We start from the raw sequence: 26,606 nt of genomic DNA, 5'->3' as shown, positions 1-26,606 counted from the left end.
TAAATTAGATGTTTAAAAGTTCGCTGTAAGCTGTAAGCGCACCTTCAGTATCGTGAGCAAGAACTCTCTTTGCAAGAACCTTACCAAGCTGAACACCTTCCTGATCGAAGCTGTTAACATTCCATACAAAGCCCTGGAACATTACCTTGTTCTCAAAGTGTGCAAGGAGAGCACCAAGTGTTACAGGATTGAGCTCTTCACCAACGATGATACTTGAAGGACGTCCGCCCTTGAAGTTCTTGTTGAGATTCTCATCCTTTTTACCGCAGGCGAAAGCAACGATCTGTGCTGCAACATTAGCGCAGAGCTTCTGCTGGCTTGTGCTGTTCTCAATATCTACATCATTCTTCAGCTGGCTGTTCTTAAATCCGATGAACTGCATGGGAATGATATCTGTTCCCTGATGCAGAAGCTGATAGAATGAGTGCTGTCCGTTTGTACCGGGTTCACCGAAGATTACGGGACCTGTTACATAATCGATGGGCTCGCCGAAGCGGTTTACGCTCTTTCCGTTTGACTCCATATCAAGCTGCTGGAGATGAGCCGGGAAGCGGCTAAGTCCCTGTGAGTAAGGAAGTACTGCTGTTGCAGGATATCCAAGTACGTTTCTCTCATAGAATCCAATCATTGCATCCAGCATAGCCGGATTCTTCATCATATCTTTTTCTGCAGAAAGCTTGTCTTCCTCGGCAGCACCCTGAAGGAACTGAGCGAATACGGAAGGACCAAATGCAAGAGAAAGAACAGCGCCGCCAACACCTGAAGTAGAAGAGTAGCGTCCGCCGATGAAATCATCCATGTAAAATGCTTCGATGAAATCATCACTCTTTGCAAGAGGAGATGTCTCTGAAGTAACAGCAATCATGTGCTTTGATGCATCAAGACCTGCCTTCTTAAGAGCATCCATTACAAATGACTGGTTTGTCAGTGTCTCAAGAGTTGTTCCTGATTTTGAAACCAGGATGAATATTGAATGAGCAACATCGATAGAATTAAGTACTGCTGAAGCATCATCAGGATCTACGTTACTGATGAACTTTGCTTCCATCTTGAAGTTGCCTGTTTTGTGTGCCCAGTTTTCAAGAGCAAGGTACATAGCTCTGGGACCAAGGTCTGATCCGCCGATACCGATCTGTACAACAGTAGTAAACTTCTCGCCCTTCTCGTTTGCGATCTCGCCTGAATGAACCTTCTCAGCAAAATCTGCGATTCTCTTCTGTTCCTTTTCATAGAACTCGCGCTTATTTACGCCGTCAGCCATAACGTTCTCGCCAAGCTGACCTCTTGTTAAGTGATGAAGAACCATTCTCTTCTCACCTGTGTTTATTACTTCGCCGTTGTAGAGAGCCTCGAACTTCTCTGCAAGCTGAGCTTCCTTTGCAAGCTTATCAAGAGCTGCGAGGATATCATCATCAACCTCTTTTGCGGCAAAATTGTATGAAAGAGAATCAGCCATCTTCACAGAGTACTTTTTAACTCTCTCTGCTCCATTCTCTCCTGACATTGCTGCCACAAGGTCTATCTTCTTAACATCCTTAAGCTCTTTATATGACTCAAGTGTATCAAGATTACTCCAATTGATCATTGTTACATAATCCTCCTATTATTTGCCTATTGTAAGAAAATTTTATCATTCATTATTTTTCATAGCAATATTTTATGAAAAATCGTATCACTTAAGCCCCTCAATAAAACATTTTGTAAGTGCTGCGCAGTCAGCTGCTGCCTTTTTCTCAAATTCGGGATAGTCCATGATATCACTACCATCAGCTTTATCTGAGATCGCACGAAGGATCACAAAAGGAACCTTATTCAGGAAGCATGCATGAGCAATCCCTGCTCCTTCCATCTCTGTGCAGAGTCCGCCAAACTCCTTTTTTATCTCATCCTTTACATCGCTGTCGGAAATGAACTGATCTCCGGAGCAGACTCTGCCTTCCCAGAGTTTGCCATCGATACCTGCTCTTGCGGCTGCAATCTTGATTTCATCAATCATCCACTTATCTGCAGGGAATTCCAGCCTTCCGGTCTGGGGAATCTCACCCTTTTTATATCCAAATACTGTGGCATTAACGTCATGATAAACAGCATCAGTTGATACCACAAAATCGCCTATATCAATTCTGGCATCAAGAGATCCGGCAGCGCCTGTATTTATCACATGTGTTACATGGAACTCATCAACCAGAATCTGAACACAAAGAGCAGCATTTACTTTGCAGATTCCGCTTTTTACTACAACGACTTCCGTATCTCCTATAGTGCCTTCAAAAAAGCTCATTGAAGCCTTTTCAAGTTTATAGGTAACATTCATCTGGCTCTTTAAACTCTCAACCTCAATCTCCATAGCCCCGATGATTCCAATTTTGTAACTCATTTTTATCCCTCACTTTTCAGATTTATTCTGTACCTGTCAGCTCATAATAAGCACAATTTACTTTTATATTATGAATCAAAGAACTGTCTTCCGTCGTCAGTAACGAGTCTCTCTGTCCTGGGATATACAAAGATTTTCTCATTATCTGCATTTGCTTCAAGATAGTCTGCAAACTTAGCTGCATACCACTTTGCCATGGGAAGATTATGCATGAGGCAGTTGCCACAGTTCTCAGGATTCGATCCGGGAACAGTCTCAGAATCCTTAACAGATCTGAAAGCATTCAGAAGAAGACCGTGAATATCCTTAGTTGCACGGTTTCCCTTAAGAATGAGATAGAAGCCTGTAAGGCAGCCCATGGGACCCCAGTAGATGACTTCATCCTTCCAGTCAGGATCATTTCTAAGATATGTAGCAATAATATGCTCAAGTGTATGCATGGCAGCTACGTCAACAGCAGGCTCCTTGTTGGGTGTTGTAACTCTGATATCGTAGGTAGTTACCTTTTCTCCGCCTACTTCATCAACTCTGCTTTCATATATTCCGGGTACGATCAGATTGTGATCTACAGAAAAACTGGGTATTAAATCCATTTTTATCTCCTTTTTGAATAAATAATAATCATCAGTTTATCAAATGCATGGTTATGCACTATTCTCATTCTATCACCTATAGTATATCTATGCATTATTTCTTCCTAAAAAGATAATACTTAAAGTCTATGCCGCTAAAGCTGTAATCCTCACTGTCTATCAGCTCATAATTATCATAGATACACTCAGGATATGAATCCCTTGCTATAACAAAATCAACAAGGCCTTCCCTTACATACCTGTCCTGCTCATGGTAAGGGTTATTTTCAGGCTCCGGTACATCAAGAGTCTGGGTCTGAAACCATCTGCAGCTTGGAACAACACCAGTAAGAGTATAAAGTCCTGCGTCGAGACAGCCCACATTTAAAAGGGTGGGGTTTTCTTTTTCAAGAACCTCGTCCCTGAATCTAAACAGGAAAAAGCTTTCGTCCGTATCCTTCATATAGGATATGTTCATGGAGGTATTGTAGATGAAAAGCATTGATAATAATACCGCTGCGCAGCATCCGAGGAACATGAGAATACCATATCCTTTTTTTCCTATATCGGAGTCCGTCTTTTTTACAAATAAAAGCTCAAGTGCGGCTCCCAAAAGTGCAAAGCCAAACACCGCAAAAACAGACAGGGGAAGAGAGTAGTAGGGAAGAGTTCTTCCGCCAATGAATATTCCAAGGAATAAAAAGCCAAAAAGCACCGGTACTACCAGTCTTCCAAGGAACCCTTCTGTCTTTGAGAGCACAGAATAAACAATTCCGACAATCACCAATATGAAGTAATGATAATTATCCAGAATCAGGAAATACAGTATCTTTGCCAGTGAATAGATAAGGCTGAATATGCTGCCGCCTTCTGTCTTTGGATAGAGGAATACGTTGATATAAACATATCCCCAGTACCACTCATAAAGTCCGCCCTGAATACCAAAGTAGATTATCCAGGGAATAAAGGTTACAAACATTCCAAAGAGGAAAACAAAGCAGGCCTTGATGCTATCTGCAAATTCTTTTCTAAAGATAAAGGAAAACCACACCATCATCATCCATGCAAAGAAAAAGCCAAGTCCTGTGAACTTTATATTGGCAATTATTCCTGCAAGGATTCCTCCAAAGAATATCTGCTTCATGGACATGGTCTTTTCCTGATAGTCTTCCCTGAAATATCTGACTATCAGATATAATCCCCACACGTAGAAGGGAAGGCATATCTCCTCAGCTGCGCCGCCCCACCAAAAGCTTTTTGAAACAACCGTAACCGCGAAGGTTAGCGGAGCAAATATAAGAGATGTCTTTTCTCCCGTGTAGAGTCTTAATATCTTATAAAATCCAAGGATATCAAAAAAGGCAAGGATTGCTTCAAGAATATAAACTCCTGCAAAGGTAGTGTGGGATACAAGATATGCAAGACCATAGAAAAAGTATAGGTACATACCCTTTTGATCAAAGACGTCGCGGTATGGCATTTTACCGTTAAAAAGCGCTTTTCCTACAGACAGATAGCTGTTGGCATCATCCCAGTTATTGAACACATACAAAAAGGATGACCTTGAAGCCAACATTAGAAATGCCATCGCAGATATCAGAAAAAATATGTATTTTGATTTTTTAATAAAAAAATTCCTCATATGGTTCATTTTACCATACGAGGAATTTTAAAAAAGAGAGTTATTTAGAGATTTTTATTTTGCAAGTCTGATTACATTCCAGCTCTTTGCAGGAAGAACTGATGAAAGAACACCCTTCTCAACCTTGCTTGCATTTGAGTTTACAGGAGCAACAGTGTTAGGCTTCTTCTCTGTGTTAACTGCCTTGAGGTCATCATTTGTAAGAACGATGTGCTCAACAACCTTATAACCGGCATACTGTCTAAGGTCACAGGTAAGCTCGAAGTCTTCCTTAAGGTTCTTGTTAACAGCAAAGATGGTAACTGTCTCGTTCTCATCATCTGCTGTAACAACGCTGTCGATGTAGGGAGCATCGCCATGCTTACTCTCATAGGAAGGAGATTTAACAACTGTGTTGAGAACAGTGCCTCTTCCGTATACACTTGCATGCATGTAAGGATAGAAGATGGTCTGTCTCCATGCGCCTGTGTCGCTTGTCATGATAGGAGCAATAACATTTACAAGCTGTGCAAGACATGCAATCTTAACTCTGTCAGCGTGACGAAGAAGTGTGATGAGCATAGAACCAACAAGGAGAGCATCCTCGAAGTTGTATACATCCTCAAGCTGATGCGGGTGCTCAACCCACTTCTCAAGCTTCTTGTCCTGCTCGTTGGAGTGATACCAAACGTTCCACTCGTCGAAGGAAAGGTTGATTGTCTTATTTGAGCGCTTAACTGCCTTAACATAATCGCAGATTGAGATAACCTGTGAAATGAACTTATCCATAGCTACGCTGCTTGCAAGGAAGTTAGGTGTATCATCCTCGGCGTTGCCATAGTAGGAGTGAAGTGAAAGGTAATCAGCTGAATCATAGCTGCACTCAAGTACCTGTCTCTCCCACTCACCAAAGGTATCCATGTAAAGTGAAGATGATCCGCAAACAACTGTCTCGATGGAAGGATCAACAAGCTTCATGATGTGGCCTGCTCTTCCTGCCTTCATACCGTACTCAGCAGCTGTCATGTGACCGAGCTGCCAGGGACCATCCATCTCGTTACCAAGGCACCAGAGCTTGATGTCATGAGGATCCTTTACGCCGTGCTTGATACGAAGATCACTGTAGTAGGTACCGCTCTTGATGTTGCAGTATTCTACGATGTTCTTAGCAGCGTCAATATCTCTTGTTCCAAGGTTTACTGCCATCATGGGCTTTGTATTTGCCTTGTTACACCAATCCATGAACTCGTTAAGACCAAACTGGTTAGTCTCGATAACGTTCCATGCAAGCTCGATTCTGCGGGGACGATCCTTCTTAGGGCCTACGCTGTCCTCCCAGTTAAAGCCTGATACAAAGTTTCCGCCGGGATATCTTACGATGGGAACCTGAATTTCCTTTATAAGCTCAAGAACATCCTTACGATATCCGTTCTTATCTGCATTCTTATTGCCGGGCTGATAAATTCCTTCATAAACTGCTCTTCCAAGGTGCTCAAGGAATGAGCCGTAGATTCTGTTATCGATCTGGCTGATTTCAAAATCTCTGTCGATACAGATCTGTGCTTTCTGTAATTTCTTTGCCATTTTGTAACCTCCAAAATAAAACTAAGAATTGATGTTTTGTTTTAAGATATTGTTATTATCACAGATGATATCTGTCATTTAAATAGCTTTTATTCCGAAATTATTGACTTTTTGTCCGGTATATTCCATATTGATTATTATGAGATGATTCTATAAAAGGGGATTTATCATGTTTAGAACAGACTACTGCGGCTACAATTTTCATAATCCTGACAGGGATACCATTTACAGACCGGAAGGGAGAGGAGATTATCTTTTTCTCCATCTTGCTTCTAAAATGGATTTCTATTTTCCCTATGAAAGTGTGGATATGTCCGTCTATGATCAGGATGATGACAGAGAAATAGATACAAAGCCCGTTTACAGAGATGGTATTAAGCTCTTAAGAGTCACGGGCCGTCCCGGCGACTGTATTTTATATTCTCCCGGAAGTCTGCAGTACTACCAGGCACAAAAGAGATTCATAAACTCCTTTGCTCATTTTACCTGCGAACCCTCAGAGATTCAGGGTGTACAGATTCCTCTGAACACTATTTTCAGACCGGCGGATGATGAGCAGATAATAGAGATTTTAAGAAAGCTTCAATTCGAATATCTGTCAAAGCAAATCAGAAGAGAGAGAATGATTGATCTTTTGATAAGAGAATTGATCATCACTGCTGAGAGAAGCCTTTCCCTCCCCACAGGCGTTAATGAACAAGCGGTTAATTATTCCATGCTCACGGCCTTTCGAGTAGAGATGCTTAATAATTGCAGCGATGAATGGACTATTGATAAAATGTGCGCTCTGACCAACCTTGGACGAAGTCAGTTCTATCATTACTACAGGACCTTTTTCTATACCTCTCCCAAGGATGATCTCCTGGCGGCCAGAATTGACAAAGCAAAACACCTTCTTACAAACCAGGAGCTGCATATAGCAGAGGTGGCAGAGCAGAGCGGCTTTACAAATATTTATCACTTCAACAGGTATTTTAAAAGAGAATGCGGCATGACCCCCGGCGAATACAGACGTATAACAAAAAGATAACAGGCATTCTGAAGCTCTTCAAAATACCTGCTATCTTAGAATGATTTCTCTGTAGGCTCTGTAGTAGACCTCAAATCTGCCCTCACCTGTCAGATACAAAAGATCCTGATAGAGCGATTTATCACTGCCTATCAGCTCTACTATTTCAGGATTATACATAGTTCCGCTACCTGCAATCAGCTCATTATAGATAGTGTTAAAATCCTTGCTCTTAACATAATTTCTTCCGAGAATATCTGTTGCGGCATCGATGCAGTCTGCTATTGTTATCAGATCTATCATGGGCTTTAGCTTGGATTTGACATTATTAAAATTCGCCGGATATCCGCTTTTTCCATCATAGCTTTTATGATGCCCTCTGATAATATCAAAATATTTATCAAATGCCGGATCGTGCTGCAGCATCTCATAGCCCTTGTCGGGATGCAATTGAATAACACTATATTCTTCCTTGTAAAGATGTCTGTGCTGTCTGTTTACAACCTCAACTATCTCACATTTCCCGCAATCATGAAGAAGTGCTGCCTTTGTAGCATAATCACAAAGCTCTTCCTGGCTGCTCTTTACCTGATTTTCATCTTTCATATCAAGAATTCCTATGAAAAATGAAGGATTGCTCTTAATCAGTGAAATGGTGATACGTGCTGCTATTTCTCCCACCATGAGACTGTGGATATAGGTTATCGGTTGTCTGCTTATAACAAGCTTAAGGAGCATCTCTGCTTTTCTTGCCGGATTCTTGTCATAGGGAGCAGCATTGGAAAACCACTCCGCGCAGGCATCATCCACAACGCCTGTCCAGAATCCAAACGGAATATGGGCATGAATGTCCGTAATCTTACTTACAAATCTCGGAATAAATTTATCTTCAAGCTTCTGTCTGTTTTCGGATTTTTCTATGATGTCAAAAATCTCGCAGCCGCTGTTATGATAATCAAGAAGCTTTTCAAGCGCCACATCTCCGTCATCATAATCAAGCTCTCCAAGGCCGTCTATATGAGCTATAAGCTCTTCTATAAGTGCCTCCTCACTTTCATTTTCAAGTAGTCTGCATTTAATTTCTGCTCTGAAGAGCCCTCCGTCAGTATCGGGGAGTCCGTCATTATCAATTTTCTTTTTTAGTCTGTGAACAAGACCTATATACTCATCCCTTAGCTCTTCATCCTTCATCTTGGATGCATCTATTGCATAGAGAATCTCTGTCTCCAGCCTATCCATGCGCTCATTGAATTCGGTATCATTTCCGTCAATTCTTTGAACTACATCGGTTTGCCAGAATCTAAGTCCTTCATCAATATATTTAAAAATCTTTTCGGATGTATCTTCTTTTTCATTTGCCAGTATGGCCACAAGATTACTGTAGCATACAAATATAGCTCTTCTGTCTGCTCTGTCGGTAAGCTCTGCGTAGTATTCCTTTAACTCTATAGTCTTTTCATATAGCTCAAGGGCTTTATCCATACCCTCTTCATGGGATAGTCTTCCGTAAAACTCATAATGTTCGTAGGCTATTACCTTTCTCAGGAATAGGATTTTGGGATAATCCTTTTTCTCCTCAAAATAAGGCAATATCCTATTCACAATTGTGCGCATTATGAAAAGATCATCGTAACCACCGTCATAAAGAAGTTTAACAGTATTAAAAAGTTGTTCGTAAAATTCAGGAGAAATTTCAGATTCAAGTTCCTTTTTTAGATCAGCAAGGAACTTTTCGTTTTCCAGATAGATTTTTCTCATTATCTCTGAGCGCGCAATAAGTGTATCCTTCCATTTAGCAAATGAAAGGTCTGACATCACCTGCTGGTCCATTTCCCAGCACAACCGGCGATTGGATATATATTTATCGGTAAATATCTTTAATGCTTTACTTTCCATATTGATCCGAAATATGCTTATCAGAGATTTTTATTTAAAGAGAACCAACAGATTGCTCCATTGGTTCTCTGTTTTCTTAGTTTTGTGAAACTGTCTTTTAGCTGAAATATCTGTCAAGGAGTCCCTTGAATCCCTTGCCGTGTCTTGCCTCGTCACGAGCAATTTCATGAACTGTGTCATGGATAGCATCAAGGTCAAGAGCCTTTGCACGCTTTGCAAGATCTACTCTTCCTTCTGTAGCACCGTGCTCAGCATCAACTCTCATCTGAAGATTCTTCTTTGTTGAATCTGTAAGAACTTCTCCAAGGAGTTCTGCAAACTTAGCAGCATGCTCTGCCTCTTCCCAAGCAGCCTTTGCATAGAATTCGCCAACTTCAGGATATCCTTCTCTTATAGCCTGACGGCTCATTGCAAGGTACATACCAACCTCTGAGCACTCGCCGTTAAACATAGCTCTAAGATCCTGAATAATATCGTCCGGTGCTCCCTTAGCTACACCAACAACATGTTCTGCAGCCCATACCATATCGCCTTCCTGCTTTGTGAACTTCTCTGCAGGTGCATGACATACGGGGCATTCTGCCGGAGGAGTATCTCCCTCATGAACGTAACCACAAACCGAGCAAACCCATTTCATAACTATAATCTCCTTTCTGACTGCGGACAATTAATCCGTAAAGTTAAATGTTACAAGTAAAAAACCTATAATTGCCTAATAATTAGTATATCAAATAAATCATATACATAATATCGTTTATAGAATTTTAATAAATATGCGTTGTTTCTTATTGTAATTTAATAATATTCTTTGTGTTTTTGCGATATACTGTAACCATAGGGGATTAAGGAGATAAATATGAGTATCCTTGAAGAAAGAATTAAAAGTGTTTATACAAATCTTACCAGAGAAGAAAGAAAGGCAGCTGACTACTGCTTGAAAAATGATGCCAGCATTTTTAATAAGACAGTGGCAGAGCTTGCAGATGATTCTGGAACCACGCAGGCTACCTGGAGTCGTTTTTCAAAATCTCTTGGGTATACCGGACTTAAAGGCTTAAAGCATGAGCTTTTTACAAATGCAAATAATGCCGAAAAGGAAGGACCAAAGATCGAGTTTAAGGATATCGATCAGTATACCTCCATGCAGGCAATTGCCGATAATATATGTGCCACAAGCACCCAGGCAATTCAGACAACCTACAGACTCTTTGATACTAAGTCCTTTGAAGGCGCTGTAGATTCCATTGTTTCCGCAGACATGATCAGAATCTTTGGAGTAGGTAGCAGCGGACTTGCAGCCTATGATCTCTATACCAAATTCCAGAGATTATCCTACAATGTCACCTTTAATGAGGATCACCATAACAGCCTTATGAACGCAGCGCAGCTTAAAAGCGGTGATGTAGCGATTTTTCTCTGTGATTCCGGGAAAACAGAGGAGATAATGCAGATTCTAAAGATTGCCAAAAACAAGGGTGCGACGACTATCGCAATAACAAAGCTTGGAAACAGTCCTCTTGCACAGGGCTGCGATCATGTAATGTTCACCACATCCCCTGAAATAGATAAAAAGAGCGGTGTTACAAGCTCAAGATTTGCTCAGCTTTTCCTTGTGGACACTCTTTATACGGCTGTTGCCAATAAGGACTTTAAGAATATCCGTCAGCATCTGCAGGATTCCTATGATCTATTCCATGATATGGTAAATTACTGATAAATTACTGAAGTAAGTTTTTTAATAGCAATTAGTAAAAAAGCCCCTTTGGATTGTTTCCAAAGGGGCATTGTTGTGACTACTTTTATTCTTCGTAGTTGAATCTTTCCTGTTCCTCGTATGGAACTACCAGCTCATCAACTATTTTATCTGAGAAAGCCTTCATTTCATCAAGCTTTTCCTCGTAGTTTTCTTTAGTTAGTCTGTCCTGACCTCCAGCCATTTTATCAAGCATTCTCTTATTTATCTCAGGCGAAAAATGAATGGTATCGAGATAGTTTTCGAGATCTGTGATTACCTCTTCATCCTTCTGGAAAAAGTACACCTCTGCATTTTCATACTGAAGAAGAGCATTTATCATTTCCTTTTCCGCATAGATGAAGGCATCTCTTTCTCCTGTTCTGTAAATACCATCCCACCAAAGCATCGAGTAGGAGGGAAAGTAGAAATAAAACTGCGTATCTGAATGCTTCTTAAGCTCGTTTGTAAGAAGTTTTATGTTACCTCTAAGCTGCTCCTCATACACCTTCTCATCCAGCATAGGCTTTATTTCCTTTTGCCTGAAATACAATCCAAGAATACTTCCCGAATCAAAGCTTTTCCACTTAGCCCAGTTATAGGAAAGATTTTCATTGTAATCCGCAATATATGAATTCACTATCATGTAAGGGATTTTTTCAAGGATAACTCCCTTATTGAAAAGATACTGAATATCATTAAATGGATTGTTGTCATACAGGTACATGGGACAGCCTGTGGATTCATAGGTAGGCTCCGTATCTGCGATAAGCGAAGAAGGATCTATGTTATAAAATATCTTTGTTATCTCATTATCCGATTTGTAGGCTTCATCTATGAGATAGCAAAGATCTGCCGTGGCACCGTATGACCTTACTGCCTTGATTGATTTGCAGTTATAGGCTTCATCAAACCAGCTGTTGTCATTATTTTCAACAACTGAGGATCCCACTATCAGAGCATCGTAATCAAAATGGCGAAGAGTGCCTATACACTGATATTCCTTGTCATTAAGTACTGCCTTAAGTCCAAGCCAGGGCTTATGGTAATGGAAAAATGGATCGAATACCACAACCACAAGAGCTATGAGTACCAGCAATGATACGGCTCCAATGGCAAACCGCTTTATGAATTTAGAATTGCTTTTAGTATCTTTCAAAAATATTCTCCAAACATTTTCTTCTTATAGGCATCAAATTCTTTGGTAATTACGCCTGTTTCTGATGCCTAGAACTGAAAATAAATAAATGTGCTTACCTGTGAAAGTGATATAAATGACCATGCAAAAAGGATTATCAAAAGTGCGGTAAAGCCTTTATTCGGTATTTCGCCGTAAGCTATTTCTCTCGAGTTTTTCCTTGAATTTACAAAAAATGATATTGCGACAAGGATGATCCAGCTTGCCAGGTAAATATAGTTTTTAAATTCCTTTGCGTACAGGCCTGCAGCAGTAAGCAGCAGATAGTTCTCGGAAATATCAAGCATTGCTGAAGTCTTATACATAAATCCCGGCCAGGTGAAGATGAAGAACTGCTTAAACATCTGCATAGCATAGGTCATATCCTGGGATCTGAAAAATACAAGGGATATTAAAAATACGCAGAAGGTAAGTATCTGTCCAAGCTTTTCGGGAATCACAAGCATAGGCTTTTCCCTTAGGAGATAGTGTTTTTTAAGGTCTTCCTTTGTAGCCATAATTCCAAGATCATCGAAGACCACAACAATTCCCATAACAAGGCCCCAGCATAGATAGGTCCAACCGGCGCCATGCCAAAGTCCGCTCAGTAAAAAGATTATAAGTACATTAAGCGCTGTACGCATTTTTCCTTTTCTTGAGCCACCAAGAGGTATATATACGTATCTTACAAAGAACCTTGTAAGCGTCATGTGCCATCTCTGCCAGAGATTTCTGACACTCCTTGCTTTATAGGGTGAATTAAAGTTCTGGGGAAGCTCAAAGCCTATCATGAGACTTATTCCCTCTGCCATATCGCTGTAACCGGAAAAATCAAAGTAAAGCTGGAAGGCGTAGGAGATAAGTACAAGGATTCCTGTTATTGTATCCATGTAATAGGTGTACTTAAAGCCGTAGTCTGCGATTTTTGCAAGATTATCCCCAAGAAGCATCTTCTTTGAGAGACCGATTACAAAAAGAATCAAGCCCCTTCTGAATTTTTCTGCATCCAAGGTTCTTTTTTTATCATCCCTGAACTGACTTATCATCTCGTATGGAAGAGCTATTGGTCCCTGGATTATCTTAGGAAAATATGTGATATACAAAAGATATTCTGTAACAGATACCCGTCCAAGCCTTTCCTTTTCATTAAAGGCAGGATGTCCCGGCGTGTTCTCGCGGTAGGTATCTATTATGTACGCAATCTGAGAAAAGGTGTAAAAGCTTATTCCAATCGGAAGTACAAGGGAAAGGCTTGTGTACTGTTTTCCTACAAGCGCATATACATTTTCAAGAAAGAAGTTTGTGTATTTAAAATATGCAAGGGGCAGTAAATTAAGGATTACCGCCGCTATTGTTATCCCCTTTTTGAGGCTTCCGTCCGCTTTTATTATTAGATTTCCAAGGAAGTAGGTAATGAAAGCGCTAAGCAGAAGTATCAATACAAAATCAACTGAAAAAAGCCCATACAAAATTAAGGAAGCTGCAATAAGTGAAAGGTCTGCAAGCTTCCATATTTTTAGTTTATTTAATCCGTGCCTGAGGATCAGTACCATCGGCAGGAATACTAGAATAAATGAAAATGAATTAAATGACATGGTCTAAATCTAAATGCCTTTATTTTATAATAAGTCCCACGGGACAATGGTCCGAACCCATCTGATCCTTATAGATCACTGCATCCTCAAGTCTGTCCGTAAGTGCCTTTGATGTTACAAAGTAGTCTATACGCCAGCCTGCATTTTTTGCTCTTGCCTGAAAGCGATAGCTCCACCATGAGTAAGCTCCATCAAGCTCAGGATAAAAAAATCTGAATGTATCAACAAGGTCAGAAGAAACTACATTATTGAATTTTTCTCTTTCTTCATCGGTAAATCCCGCATGTCCTCTGTTTGTCTTTGGATTCTTAAGATCAATTTCCTTATGGGCAACGTTCAGGTCACCACAGAAAATAACAGGCTTATTTTCCTCGAGCTTTTTAACATAGGCAAGGAAGTCATCCTCCCATCTGCATCTGTACTCAAGTCTGGAAAGGTCTTCCTTTGCATTTGGAACATAGACTGTGATGAAATAGTAGTCCGGATATTCCGCTGTGATAACTCTGCCTTCATGGTCGTGCTCATCAATTCCGAGACCGTAGGTTACATTAATAGGCTCTTCCTTTGTAAAAAGCGCAGTACCCGAATACCCCTTTTTTTCTGCATAATTCCAATATTGATGATAGCCCGGAAGCTCAACTTCTATCTGTCCCTCCTGAAGCTTGGTTTCCTGAAGACCTATTACATCAGGCTGTTCTTCATCCATGAATTTCTGAAATTCACCCTTTGAAACACATGCTCTAAGTCCGTTTACGTTCCATGATACAAGTTTTTTAGACATAAATTATCACTCCGTATTTATCTGGTTTTCTGGTTAATGTATTTATTGTGAAACTTGGAATACATGATTTTCTGGGAACTGTAAACACCATAGTATCCTGAAAAGGTGTAGCTAAGCGCAATCGCCAGAAGATAATATGGCATTCCGTTATATCCAAACATCTCAAAGCACAAAAGAAGAGATGAGATAGGGCAGTTGGTTATTCCGCAGAAAAGTGCTCCCATTCCTATAGCAGCACAAAGTGCCGAGTTAAATCCAAAAATCTGTGAATAGAGACAACCAAAGGTTGCACCTATATAGAGGGCAGGAACTATTTCACCACCTTTATAGCCGGCTCCCATAGTCACGGCAGTAAATAGCATTTTAAGTGCGAAAGCAGCGTAAGGAGCTTTTCCCTCTATTGCAAGCTCTATTACATCCATACCGGTGCCGTTGTAGTAGTTGTTTCCTACAATAAGCGTAAGTATTACTACAAGACAGCCACCTACAAATATCCTTACATAGGGATTTTTGAAGAACTTTTTGTAAAGCTCGCCGCTTTTTTTCATCACTATGCAAAAGAGAATACTTATGGTTGCACATAAAACTGCAAGTACCGCATATCTGACAGCGCTAAATGCTGTAAACTCCGGAACGATGTTAACTGTAAATACATCCGGAACTGTTCCGAAATACATAGCAACGCTGCTTGATACCAGAGCAGAAAGAACGCAGGGTATGAGAGCAGCATAGTACATAACACCGATACTCTCAATCTCCATGGCAAGAAATGCAGCTGCCATAGGTGTTCCAAAGAGCGCGGCAAAGGCTGCACTCATTCCGCACATAGTAATTATCTTGCAGTCGTCATCGTCAAGATGAATCAGCTTTCCAAAATTATGGCCCATACTTCCGCCAAGCTGAAGAGCAGCACTTTCTCGTCCTGCACTTCCTCCGCAAAGGTGGGTCAATATTGTTGCTACAAAAATAAGTGGAATTTTCCTGATTGGAAGATGATCTCCGGCAGATATTGTCGTAATAACAAGGTTTGTACCGGTATCCTCAAAATCCTTTGAGAGTCTATAAAGCAGTACAATCAAAAGACCTGCTACCGGCAACAGAAAAATCACGAAGCTGTGAGCTTTTCTAAACTCAGTAGCAAATTTTATCCCATGGAAAAAGGCAGCTCCCACTGCCCCTACCAAAACACCAATCAATATTCCAAGTACCAGCCACTTTATAGTGGACATGAGTCTCCTCATCTGGTGCTTGTAATGTGACTCTATATTTTCAGAATTATTTGTCTCGCTCATTTGATCCTCTATACATATCAGCTTTTATCAGTTATTTCCCATCGAAGCTATAAGTGCATCAATCTCTGCCTGACTGAGCTGTCTGTTACTGTTTGCTGAAGCAGTAGGAGCAGGTGTAGCAGAAGATGCTCCGGGCATAGTAAAACTACCCGCACCCTGCTGAGACGAGTTACCCATTATGCTGGCAAATAATGCCTGCTGTTCAGGACTAAGTCCGCTTGTATCTGTTCCCATTGTATTTACCTCATTTGTTAATCAAATGATACTTGATAATGCGCTTTTTTACAATGTTTTTTATTTTTCGCATTATATCTCTACTCTATATATCGGCATTTGTGAGCTTAGTCTTAATATATACAAAAATGGCTACGGTTTCACATAGCCATTTTGATAATTATTTATTAAAAGTTTCCATTCTTCTCATATTCTTGAGATTATCGTCTGTTTCCTTAAGCATTTCTCTAAGAGAAAGGCTTTCCTCATAGTCAAATTCACAGATGGAATAAATGAGGTGATTGAGGTATTTGGTATTATCCATGAGAAGCTTATTGTTCTGTCTTGCCATCTCAATTCTGAGTATCTCTGCTTTATCCTCTTCTTCAGTAACCTGCAGTACTGCAAACTCATCGCCGCGAATTCTTCCGCAGACGCTCTTTTCACCAAATACTTCCTGAAGTATCTGGGATACTCTGATAACTGCATGATCACCTTCGTCATGTCCGTGAATGGCATTGATATTTTTAAGCGAATCCATGTCGATGTATGCTACAACCGCATAGGTTCCTTCTCTGAAATGCTCTTTAAGAAGATCATAGGCCTTAGCAAAGAATCCTCGTCTGTTGGGAAGACTTGTAAGATAATCTATATCTCCGATATGATCAAGTACAGATCCGTCTCTTGCGATTTCTTCCTGACATTCGGCAAGCTCTCTTTCAGCATTTTTCAGACGATTCTCAAGATATCCGTTTCTGCTTCCGGCAACTAAACAATTTGTAAGGATATCATCATAATATCCAACTCTAAAATCATCTGTAAAATCAATAATAAAGAATCCAAGCTGATCTCTTTCGTAAAAGAAATTTCTTATAACCTTGGTTCCGCTGATACCTGTTTCATTGAAAACCTCGGATATTTTCATATCCTTGGAATTTATTGTAGTATCAGGTTTACCATCATGTATAGAAAATAACTTCTTACAGAGCTTCGGAACCTTCCAGCCCTTTTTAAGTGAATACTCAACAGGTTCTTCAAGTATATATACTTCGTAATTATTGACTCCGGCATTTATGAATTTCAGCGCACCGATATCAAAATCATCATTACACTTATTATTGATAATAATATCGGATACGGAAGAGATCTTTTTTATCGTCTCTCTGTAATTTTCTTCTGTGAAATCTTCTATTTCACTTCTTACAGCTTTTACATGATTTCCGGTTACTTTTCCTATGATCTGCTCTATTGCCAGATATCCAAGTTCAACATCACTTGTATCTTTTTTTGCAACAACAGAATCAAAACCTTCGGTTTCGGTGATAGTCATAAGGGGCTTTTTTCCAAACTGCTTAAGAAAAGCTTCCTTCTTCAAGATGGCAGACTTATGCCCAATCTTATCGATATCAACGATAAATCCATCAAAGTCTGCGTCTATGCTGTAGTCATAGACAGCCTGGTGCTGATAAAGATATGGGTCTTCCTTATCGAAAGTCTTATCAGTGATAATATACTTTCCCGGGAAGATGATCAGCTCAGCACCAAGGTCCTTTGCCGCTCTGTCAGCACCAAGACAAATATCACATTCTTTTTTGTCATTAAACTCGGAAATAAGTAAGCCTATTCTCATTATTCGTCTTCACCCGTAACTTCTGTGTCGTCAGAGTCATCAGTTTCATCAAAATCATCTGAATCATTTTCGGATACCGTCTCCTCAGGAATTTCTTCCATAGCGTCCTCTATGTCCTCAAATTCTTCATCACCGTTTGAAATCTTTTCTCTGACTTTTGCAATAGCTACTACTGATACACCCTTATCAAGGTTTATCATTTTAACGCCCGATGTTACTCTTCCGTGAACGGTTATTTCTTCCATTCTGAGCTGAATAATGATACCGCTGTCAGTTATCATCATTATTTCATGCTCACCGTTAACAGCCTTTACACCGATTACATTTCCGGTCTTCTCTGTTATCTTATAACATTTTACACCCTTACCGCCACGGTTCTGAATGTGGAATTCCTGAAGCTCGGTTCTCTTGCCATAACCTTTTTCAGAAACTATAAGGAGTGAATCTCCCTGGGTATTGAGCTGCATTCCGATTACTTCGTCCTGATCGCCCAGCATAATACCGCGAACACCCATTGATGATCTGCCGGTAGGTCTTACATCAGTTTCCTTGAATCGGATACACATTCCGTTCTTTGTTACAAGGAATATCTCTGAATCAGCCTTTGTGGTCTTTACCTCGATGAGCTCATCATCATCATCAAGGTTTATTGCAGTAAGACCATTCTTTCTGACGTTGGCAAATTCCATTATAGGAGTTTTCTTAACAGTTCCCTTTCTGGTTACCATGAAAAGATTCTTTTCATCAGTATATTCCTTAATTGGAATAGTAGCAGTGATCTTTTCTTCGGGAGAGAGCTGCAGAAGATTTACAACTGCTGTTCCCCTTGATGTTCTTGATGCCTCGGGAATCTGATATGCCTTTAATCTGTAAGCCCTTCCCTTATTTGTAAAGAACATTATGTAGTTATGGGTTGTGGTCATAAGAAGGTCTTCCACATAATCATTCTCGATTGTGGATATTCCCTTTATTCCTTTACCGCCTCTGTTCTGAGCTCTGAAATTATCGATAGACATTCTCTTAATGTATCCAACATTTGTCATAGCGATGACTGTGTTTACATTAGGAATCATATCCTCGATATCAATCTCTGAATCATCATGTCCGATCTGAGTCTTACGATCATCACCGTACTTATCAGCTATCTCGGAGATTTCATTTCTTATTACACCAAGAAGAACCTTCTTGTCGGAAAGAATCAGCTTTAATTCTTCGATCTTCTTTAATAATTCAGCATGCTCCTGCTCGAGCTTATCTCTCTCCAAACCTGTGAGAGTACGAAGACGCATGTCTACGATAGCCTGAGCCTGTACATCAGATAATCCAAATCTTTCCATCAACTGTTCTTTTGCTATCTGAACAGTTGCACTTCCGCGGATTATCTTTATTACTTCATCAATATTGTCGAGAGCTATCAGCAAGCCTTCAACAATGTGATTTCTCTCTTCAGCCTTATTAAGGTCGTATTGTGTTCTTCTTGTAACTACATCCTCCTGATGAACGATGTAGTGGTGAAGCATATCTACAAGTCCAAGAACTCTGGGCTCGTTATTTACAAGAGAGAGCATTATTATTCCAAATGAATCCTGAAGCTGAGTATGCTTATACAGGCGGTTCAGCATTACATTTGCATTTACATCATGTCTAAGCTCAATAACGATTCTCATACCTTCGCGGTCTGATTCGTCTCTAAGAGCTGTGATACCATCAAGCTTTTTAAGCTTTACATATTCAGCAATCTTGGTAATAAGATTTGCCTTGTTTACCATGTAAGGAAGCTCTGTGACAATGATTCTGCTCTTACCGTTGGGCATTGTCTCAATATCCGTTACAGCGCGGACTACAACCTTACCTCTACCTGTTCTGTAGGCTTCCTCTGCACCTCTTGTGCCAAGGATGATACCACCTGTAGGAAAATCAGGAGCTTTTACGATGGGAAGAAGTTCCTCTATTTCTGTCTCTCTGTCCTCATTTACCTTGTTGTCAATCATCTTAACAACAGCAGCAATAACCTCTCTTAAGTTGTGAGGAGGAATGTTTGTAGCCATTCCGACAGCGATTCCTGTTGTTCCATTTACAAGAAGATTAGGAAATCTTGCAGGAAGAACAACCGGCTCTTTTTCAGTCTCATCAAAGTTAGGAGCAAAATCAACGGTATCCTTGTTGATATCTGCAGTCATTTCCATTGAGATTTTGGTAAGTCTTGCCTCTGTGTATCGCATGGCAGCTGCGCCGTCACCATCCACAGATCCAAAGTTACCATGTCCGTCAACAAGACAATATCTCATTGACCAGGGCTGAGCCATATTTACCAATGATCCGTAAATTGAGCTGTCACCGTGGGGGTGGAATTTACCCATTGTATCACCTACGATACGGGCACACTTACGATGTGGCTTATCAGGTCCGTTGTTCAACTCTATCATGGAATAGAGAATTCTTCTCTGAACAGGCTTAAGTCCGTCTCTGACATCAGGAAGAGCACGGGATGCAATTACACTCATGGCATAGTCTATATAGTCAGACTCCATTGTTTTCTGAAGGTCAACTTCCTTAATTCTGTCAGTAGTTACCTGATCAAATGCATCATCAGCTAACTCCTCGCCATTCTGATTATTGTTGTTATTATTGTTATCCGCCATTTTTTATCCTTATCCGTCAGCTTCGCTGACGCCTTTTCATAAAATATAAAATGAAAGGCCAATATTATATATCAAGATTCTTAACAAACTTTGCGTTTTTCTCTATGAACTCTCGTCTTGGTTCAACCTTGTCACCCATAAGAGTAGTAAAGGTTACATCCACATCGGACTCAGCTTCTTCATCAACATTTACGCGGAGAAGAATTCGTCTCTCAGGATCCATTGTTGTCTCCCAAAGCTGCTCGGGATCCATTTCTCCAAGTCCCTTATATCTCTGAATCTTGTTGTTCTGATCACGACCTACGTCACTAAGAATCTTATTTAATTCTTCATCACTGTAGGCATACCAAACCTTCTTGTTCTTCTCAAGCTTATAAAGCGGAGGCTGAGCAAGATATACATGACCTGTTTTAATAAGCTCAGGCATGAATCTGTAAAGGAAGGTCAGCATGAGAGTAGCGATATGAGCACCATCTACGTCGGCATCGGTCATGATAATAATCTTGTCATAGCGAAGCTTTTCAATATCAAAGTCTTCGTGAATACCTGTACCGAATGCAGTGATCATTGCTCTGATTTCGGCATTGTCGTAAATTCTGTCTCTTCTTGCCTTCTCAACGTTAAGGATTTTTCCTCTAAGTGGAAGAATAGCCTGTGTTGCACGGGATCTTGCTGTCTTAGCAGAACCACCCGCGGAATCTCCCTCAACTATGAAAATCTCACAGTTCTTAGGATCCTTGTCGGAGCAGTCTGCAAGCTTTCCGGGAAGTCCCATTCCATCAAGAGCAGATTTTCTACGTGTAAGATCTCTTGCCTTTCTTGCAGCATCTCTTGCGTGCTGGGCAAGGATTGCTTTTTCAAGTATAACCTTTGCAACCTGAGGATTCTGCTCAAGGAAATATGTAAGCTGTTCTGAAACTATACTGTTTACAGCACCTCTTGCTTCACTGTTACCAAGCTTTTGCTTAGTCTGTCCTTCAAACTGAGGATCCTCAATCTTTACACTGATGATAGATGTAAGACCTTCTCTTATATCATCACCGGTGAGGTTTTCCTCGTTGTCCTTAAGCATTTTGTTTTCTCTTGCATAGTCATTAAAGGTCTTTGTAAGAGCAGCCTTAAATCCCTCAAGGTGAGTACCGCCTTCAGGAGTATTTATGTTATTAACAAAGGTATATGTGCTTTCATTGAAGGAGTCGTTGTGCTGAAGTGATACTTCAACCTGAACGTTGTTCTTGTTTCCTTCAAAGTACATTATCTGATCATAAAGAGTGTTCTTACTCTTGTTGAGATACTGAACGAACTCCTTAATTCCACCTTCGTAGTGGAAATGCTGTTCAACAATTTCCTCTCCCTCGGCAACTCTGTAATCTCTGAGAGTTATCTTAAGTCCCTTTGTAAGGAACGCCATTTCTCTAAGACGCTTCTTAAGAATGTCATATTCAAAAATTGTAGTCTCTTTGAAAATCTGTGCATCGGGTTTAAAGGAAACCTTTGTACCGGAAGTTACTTTATCGGTAGTTCCAACCTCCTTAAGAGGGTAGAGTACCTTACCTCTTTCGTAGCGCTGCTGATAGATTTTGCCGCCTCTGACAACCTGAACCTCAAGCCATTCAGAAAGAGCATTAACAACAGAAGCTCCAACTCCGTGAAGACCACCGGATACCTTATAACCGCCACCGCCGAACTTTCCGCCGGCATGAAGGATTGTAAATACAACTTCAACACCGGTAAGTCCTGATTTATGGTTAACATCTACAGGAATACCACGTCCGTTATCCATAACGGTAATGGTATTGTCTGCATTTATATTTACTTCTATGTGATCACAAAATCCTGCAAGTGCTTCATCTACTGAGTTATCCACAATCTCATAAACGAGATGGTGAAGTCCTCTGCTGGCTGTTGTTCCGATATACATACCGGGCCTTTTACGAACAGCTTCGAGTCCTTCCAAAATCTGTATCTGATCAGCACCATAGTTGTTTTGTTCGTTACTCATTTTATCCCCTTTAGTCTTCCGGAATTGTTCCGTTTACTACTCTGAATACTTTATCGATTTCAAATCTGTTATTTACAAACTCATCAAGACCCGTGCAGGTTATGATCGTCTGTATATCACCGATTGTATTTAACAAATAATTCTGTCTGTTACTGTCAAGCTCTGATAAAACATCATCAAGAAGAAGAACAGGGTTTTCCTTCTTGGATTTTTTTACAATTTCTATCTCAGAGAGCTTAAGTGAGAGAGAAGCAGTTCTCTGTTGTCCCTGTGAACCGTATTTTCTGATATCTATTTCATCTTTGTTAGTAAGATTCTCACTTCTGACATTGAAAGAAAAGTCATCCTTATGAGGACCTACTGTTGTTTGCTTAAGATAAATATCCTTTTGCCTTGATTCTCTCAGCTTTTTTTCAAAATCAGCAACAGTTACATTGGGTTCATAGTAAATATTCAGATTTTCCCTTCCACCTGTTAACTTTTGGTGAATGGGACCTATTATTTCACAGAGTTCTTTAATAAATTTTTCTCTGGATTTTATTATTACCGATCCGTATTCAATAATCTGAGCATCCTGTACATCAAGTAAAACCTTTGTTTCCGGATGTTCAAAAATATCTTTGAGAACCTTATTTCTTTCTGCAATCAGTTTGGTATATTTAGATAGATTTTCTAAATAAATTTGATCCAGTTGACAGAGCTCCATGTCCATGAATCTGCGTCTTTCAACCGGACCATCCTTTATGATACTCAAATCTTCTGGTGAGAAAAAAACTACATTACATCTTCCGACCAGGTCGGAAGCTTTTTTTATTTTTTGTCCGTCTATGGCTATTCCTTTGGATCTGCTTTTTCGAAGATGCATATCTACCCGATACTCTGCACCATCTCTTTCAATGATGGTCCTTATGTGACCTTCATCTTTTCCAAAAGAAATAATCTCTTTATCTTTACTGCTCTTATGAGATTTAGTAGTAGCAGCCATATAGATTGCTTCAAGGATATTTGTTTTGCCCTGAGCATTATCGCCGTACAAAATATTGGTACCGCTGCTAAATTCTATTTTCAGATTTTCATAATTTCTAAAATCTGCAAGTTCTAATGACTTTATTATCATTTCGTTATCTGTACCTGTTCATCTCTGAATTCTACTACATCACCCTCATAGAGCTTGCGTCCGCGTCTTGTGTCCACTTCGCCATTTACTTTTACAAGACCATCCTGTATATCCATCTTGGCATCGACACCGGACTCCTCAAGGCCGGCTTTTTTCAAGGCCTGACCAAGTTTTATAAATTCTTCGCCTTCTCTTAAACTAATCTTAATCATTTATTCTCTCTTTAGCTGACTGTTGTAAAGTTGATAGGAAGAACAAGGTAAATATAGGTTGAATCCTTATCTCTTATAAAGCAGGGAGCCTTGGGATTAACCATATAAATATCTATGCTTTCATCTTCAATAGCACGAAGTGCATCAAGCAGGAACTTGGGATTAAATCCTATTATGATATCCTTTCCCTGCTTTTCAATATCTATTTCCTCATCCATACTTCCGATGGTAGAGTTGATCTTAAGTTCCATCTTCTCATCACCGATGGAAATGATAACTGGCTTTTTGTCGCCTTCCTTTACAAGAAGAGTAGCTCTGTCGATACAGTCTATCATCTCTCTTCTTGAAATTGTCATCTTAGTCTCATAGTCACTTGAAAGCATCTGATCGATGTTGAAGTATTCTCCTTCAAGAAGTCTTGAAACTACTATTGTCTTATCAAACTCAAAAAGAATATGCTTATCTGTAAAGTAAATATCAACATTATTCTCTGTGCTGTCGGTAATAATCTTACTGATATCAGATAATGTTTTTCCGGGAACTACAACCTTCTTAGGTGCATAAGAGTTCTGAAGCTTTACTTTTCTGATAGAGATGCGGTGGCCATCAAGAGATACAAGCTTAAGTGTATCCTGGTTAATTTCAAAGAGCTCACCGCTCATCATCTTATTTGTATCATTTTCCGCAATGGAAAAGATTGTCTGCTGAATTACATTTTTAAGGGTGTACTGTGAAACACTTATTCCATCAATCTTCTCAATGCTGGGAAGATAAGTGAAGTCATCTGCATTTCTTCCAATAATACTGAATTTAGCCTTTTCACAGCTGATAGTTACTTTTCTTGAAGCATCAGCTTCTACAGTTACATCATTATCAGGAAGCTTACGAATGATATCAAAGAAAATCTTTGCATCAATAGCTATAAAACCTCTCTCTAAAATATTACCGTCTACCTCGGTCTGTATTCCCAGTTCCATATCGTTAGCAATGAATTTAATAACTCCTTCAGTTGCATCAATAAGAATACATTCAAGTATAGACATTGTAGTCTTGTTTGGTACAGCCTTGGATACTATCTGTAATCCGGAAACAAGATTCGATTTAGAACAAACAAATTTCATTGCTCAAAGCTCCCTTCGAAAAACCATAATATATATAAATTAATTATTATTTAATAATATAGATAATAATAGCTGTTGATTTGTGGAAATCCTTATTCATTATACAATTTATCTGCCTTTTTTACAAATTTTTAATAGTTGATAAATAAAAATTTAATGTTATAAACTTTCAGATTAACCACAAGGCAAATTTTGCGATTTAAACCCATAAAAAAGTTTTCCACTCCCAAAACTAATTTATAAACATTTTATAAACTGTTTATAAACAAATTTATCCACATTATGTTCCGGGGTTAAGCTTCTTATTAATAATATCTATAGTTCTTGAAACTTCATTGTCTCCGATAAGAAGATCCTTAATTTTATTTATACCGCTCATTACGGTTGTGTGATCCTTCTTACCAAGAGCTCTTCCGATTTCTTCGAGAGGAGCATCTGTATATTCCCTGCAAAGATACATGATTATCTGTCTTGGAAGTACAATTTCCTTATTTCTCTTTTTGGAAGTGATGTCATCCTGCTTTATTCCGTACTGCTCACAAACTGTACTTATAATAAGAGGAATTGTTATTACCTTGGAAACATCGGGATAAATAATATCCTTCAGAGCTTCCTTGGCATCATCTATTGTAATAGTAGCCATTCCTTTAAGTCTTGAGAAAGCGATGATCTTATTATAAGCACCCTCCAGCTCTCTGATATTAGACTTAATATTGGTAGCTATATATTCAAAAACTTCATCATCTATTGTCTGGGCATTGTTTTCGGCGTTCTTTTTCAAAATTGCCATTCTTGTCTCATAGTCAGGAGCCTGAATATCTGAGATAAGACCCATCTCGAATCTTGAACGGAATCTTTCTTCAAGAGTCTCCATTTCCTTCGGAGGTTTATCTGATGAAAGAATGATCTGCTTTCCTGACTGATGAAGAACATTAAAGGTGTGGAAAAACTCTTCCTGAGTACTTTCTTTTCCTATAATAAACTGAACATCATCGACCATAAGAACATCCACAGTACGATATTTGTCTCTTAGTCTGCTCATGGCTTCAGCTTTACCACTTCTGATGGATTCGATAACTTCATTGGTGAACTGCTCAGAAGTAACATAAAGAACCTTTGATCCGGGATTGTTCTCAATAATGAAATGTCCGATAGCATGCATAAGGTGAGTCTTACCAAGTCCCGGTCCTCCGTATAAGAAAAGAGGATTGTAGGCTTCTCCTGGTGACTCGGCTACAGCAAGAGATGCATTATGAGCAAATCTGTTATTGCCGCCTACGACATATGTATCAAATCTGTATTTTGGATTAAGGTTTGAAAACTCATAGTTATTAAGACTGTTTTCATGCTCTTCAGATTTTTTTGGATGAGTTTCTTCATTATTAATAATATCTTTTTCTAGTACGAATTTTACTTCCACATTCTTATCAAGAAATTCAGATATTCTTACTATGAAGAATTTTAGATATTTCTTTTCTATATAGTTAAGAGCGTTGCTGTCATCAAAAGGTATTATTATAGTAGCAATTCCGTTCTCATAACTGTAAAAAGAAAGAGGCTTTACCCAGGTGTCAAAGGATATTGTGGTCATATCCAGATCTCCCCTGACTTCATCCTTTAAAACTTCCCAGTTTTCATGTAGTTTTTGTGTAATTTCAGTATCCTTTTCCATATATTTCTCCCAATGCGAATTTATGAAATATTTTAGCGTATAGGGGTATAAATATCAAACAAGTACATTTTGTGGATAACTTTTTTAAAAATATTGAAAAAAAATTATAATTTAATATATGAGAGGAAAAAGTGGAAAAGTGGAAAATATTAATTCACTGAATGAATCCCGCATAAATACTGGATTTTTTAATTGATTATAAACATTATTCAAACATGTTTTCCACATTCTATCCACATTTTGTGGATAAAAATATTAAATTTACAGATAATAACAAGTTATCCACAAAATCAACATTTTGGTGTGGATAACTTTTTTTGATACTATATCTTGGAAGAAATTTTTGTGAAAAAAATTGCGA

Annotated in this window: 21 protein-coding genes; 2 read left to right on the top strand and 19 right to left on the bottom strand. The window is 39.4% G+C overall.

Annotation, left to right across the window (positions count from 1 at the left end):
• Nucleotides 1–4: 4 nt before the first annotated feature.
• The 5 genes from G608_RS0107190 to arfA form a co-directional block, all read right to left on the bottom strand.
• Nucleotides 5–1,585: a glucose-6-phosphate isomerase gene (locus G608_RS0107190; protein ID WP_026495466.1), complete on the bottom strand. Its 1,581-nt coding sequence runs from the start codon at nt 1,583–1,585 to the stop codon at nt 5–7.
• Between the two features lie 87 nt (nt 1,586–1,672).
• Nucleotides 1,673–2,377: a 5'-methylthioadenosine/adenosylhomocysteine nucleosidase gene (locus G608_RS0107185; protein ID WP_035794945.1), complete on the bottom strand. Its 705-nt coding sequence runs from the start codon at nt 2,375–2,377 to the stop codon at nt 1,673–1,675.
• 68 nt (nt 2,378–2,445) lie between these two features.
• Nucleotides 2,446–2,970 (bottom strand): S-ribosylhomocysteine lyase, encoded by a 525-nt coding sequence (locus G608_RS20295; protein ID WP_035794944.1) that lies wholly within the window; start codon nt 2,968–2,970, stop codon nt 2,446–2,448.
• A 94-nt stretch (nt 2,971–3,064) separates the two neighbouring features.
• Nucleotides 3,065–4,537 carry a hypothetical protein gene (locus G608_RS0107175; RefSeq protein ID WP_196810156.1) on the bottom strand — a complete coding sequence of 491 codons (1,473 nt, stop codon included), beginning with the start codon at nt 4,535–4,537 and terminating at the stop codon, nt 3,065–3,067.
• 108 nt (nt 4,538–4,645) lie between these two features.
• Nucleotides 4,646–6,154 (bottom strand): arabinosylfuranosidase ArfA, encoded by a 1,509-nt coding sequence (arfA, locus tag G608_RS0107170; protein WP_026495463.1) that lies wholly within the window; start codon nt 6,152–6,154, stop codon nt 4,646–4,648.
• Between the two features lie 169 nt (nt 6,155–6,323).
• On the opposite strand from arfA, the gene G608_RS0107165 reads away from it, so the two are divergent.
• Complete coding sequence (locus G608_RS0107165; RefSeq protein ID WP_026495462.1) at nt 6,324–7,184, top strand: helix-turn-helix domain-containing protein; 861 nt, start codon at nt 6,324–6,326, stop codon at nt 7,182–7,184.
• A gap of 30 nt (nt 7,185–7,214) precedes the next feature.
• Here the strand turns inward: G608_RS0107165 and G608_RS0107160 are convergent, their stop codons facing one another.
• Nucleotides 7,215–9,005 (bottom strand): HD domain-containing protein, encoded by a 1,791-nt coding sequence (locus G608_RS0107160; protein ID WP_207637688.1) that lies wholly within the window; start codon nt 9,003–9,005, stop codon nt 7,215–7,217.
• A gap of 151 nt (nt 9,006–9,156) precedes the next feature.
• Nucleotides 9,157–9,696, bottom strand: a complete 540-nt coding sequence (locus tag G608_RS0107155; RefSeq protein ID WP_026495460.1) for an NADH peroxidase — start codon at nt 9,694–9,696, stop codon at nt 9,157–9,159.
• Between the two features lie 219 nt (nt 9,697–9,915).
• Between G608_RS0107155 and G608_RS0107150 the strand changes: the two genes are divergently transcribed.
• Nucleotides 9,916–10,773, top strand: coding sequence for a MurR/RpiR family transcriptional regulator (locus G608_RS0107150; protein ID WP_026495459.1), 858 nt, complete (start codon nt 9,916–9,918; stop codon nt 10,771–10,773).
• Between the two features lie 85 nt (nt 10,774–10,858).
• Here G608_RS0107150 and G608_RS0107145 read toward each other — a convergent pair whose 3' ends face one another.
• From G608_RS0107145 to dnaA, 12 genes are all read right to left on the bottom strand, one after another.
• A complete protein-coding gene (locus G608_RS0107145) occupies nt 10,859–11,950 on the bottom strand; it encodes a hypothetical protein (protein WP_035794943.1) in 1,092 nt (363 codons plus the stop codon).
• A gap of 68 nt (nt 11,951–12,018) precedes the next feature.
• Nucleotides 12,019–13,563, bottom strand: coding sequence for an MBOAT family O-acyltransferase (locus tag G608_RS0107140; protein ID WP_026495457.1), 1,545 nt, complete (start codon nt 13,561–13,563; stop codon nt 12,019–12,021).
• Nucleotides 13,564–13,582: 19 nt separating this feature from the next.
• Entirely contained in the window at nt 13,583–14,344 is a 762-nt protein-coding gene (locus G608_RS0107135; protein ID WP_026495456.1) for an exodeoxyribonuclease III, read from the bottom strand.
• Between the two features lie 17 nt (nt 14,345–14,361).
• Nucleotides 14,362–15,636: a chloride channel protein gene (locus G608_RS0107130; RefSeq protein WP_026495455.1), complete on the bottom strand. Its 1,275-nt coding sequence runs from the start codon at nt 15,634–15,636 to the stop codon at nt 14,362–14,364.
• A 27-nt stretch (nt 15,637–15,663) separates the two neighbouring features.
• Nucleotides 15,664–15,870: a hypothetical protein gene (locus G608_RS0107125; RefSeq protein WP_026495454.1), complete on the bottom strand. Its 207-nt coding sequence runs from the start codon at nt 15,868–15,870 to the stop codon at nt 15,664–15,666.
• A 160-nt stretch (nt 15,871–16,030) separates the two neighbouring features.
• Nucleotides 16,031–17,479 (bottom strand): GGDEF domain-containing protein, encoded by a 1,449-nt coding sequence (locus tag G608_RS0107120; protein ID WP_026495453.1) that lies wholly within the window; start codon nt 17,477–17,479, stop codon nt 16,031–16,033.
• On the bottom strand, nt 17,479–20,010 hold the full coding sequence (gene gyrA / locus G608_RS20290) for a DNA gyrase subunit A (protein ID WP_051208994.1): 2,532 nt from the start codon (nt 20,008–20,010) through the stop codon (nt 17,479–17,481). Before gyrA ends, G608_RS0107120 begins: the two co-directional genes overlap by 1 nt.
• A gap of 175 nt (nt 20,011–20,185) precedes the next feature.
• On the bottom strand, nt 20,186–22,123 hold the full coding sequence (gyrB, locus tag G608_RS0107110; protein ID WP_026495452.1) for a DNA topoisomerase (ATP-hydrolyzing) subunit B: 1,938 nt from the start codon (nt 22,121–22,123) through the stop codon (nt 20,186–20,188).
• A gap of 10 nt (nt 22,124–22,133) precedes the next feature.
• Nucleotides 22,134–23,240 carry a DNA replication/repair protein RecF gene (gene recF, locus G608_RS0107105; RefSeq protein ID WP_026495451.1) on the bottom strand — a complete coding sequence of 369 codons (1,107 nt, stop codon included), beginning with the start codon at nt 23,238–23,240 and terminating at the stop codon, nt 22,134–22,136.
• On the bottom strand, nt 23,237–23,452 hold the full coding sequence (locus tag G608_RS0107100) for an RNA-binding S4 domain-containing protein (RefSeq protein WP_026495450.1): 216 nt from the start codon (nt 23,450–23,452) through the stop codon (nt 23,237–23,239). The genes recF and G608_RS0107100 overlap by 4 nt, the downstream gene beginning before the upstream one ends.
• A gap of 11 nt (nt 23,453–23,463) precedes the next feature.
• Entirely contained in the window at nt 23,464–24,573 is a 1,110-nt protein-coding gene (dnaN, locus tag G608_RS0107095) for a DNA polymerase III subunit beta (protein WP_026495449.1), read from the bottom strand.
• A 280-nt stretch (nt 24,574–24,853) separates the two neighbouring features.
• The gene (dnaA, locus tag G608_RS0107090; RefSeq protein WP_026495448.1) at nt 24,854–26,245 is read right to left on the bottom strand and encodes a chromosomal replication initiator protein DnaA; all 1,392 of its coding nucleotides are present in this window, start codon (nt 26,243–26,245) and stop codon (nt 24,854–24,856) included.
• Between the last annotated feature and the right edge of the window lie 361 nt (nt 26,246–26,606).

This window comes from Butyrivibrio sp. WCD3002, from assembly GCF_000424265.1.
Classification (GTDB): Bacteria; Bacillota; Clostridia; order Lachnospirales; family Lachnospiraceae; genus Butyrivibrio.
The sequence above is the reverse complement of the archived record's forward strand: the minus strand, read 5'-3'. Positions and strand labels throughout refer to the sequence as shown.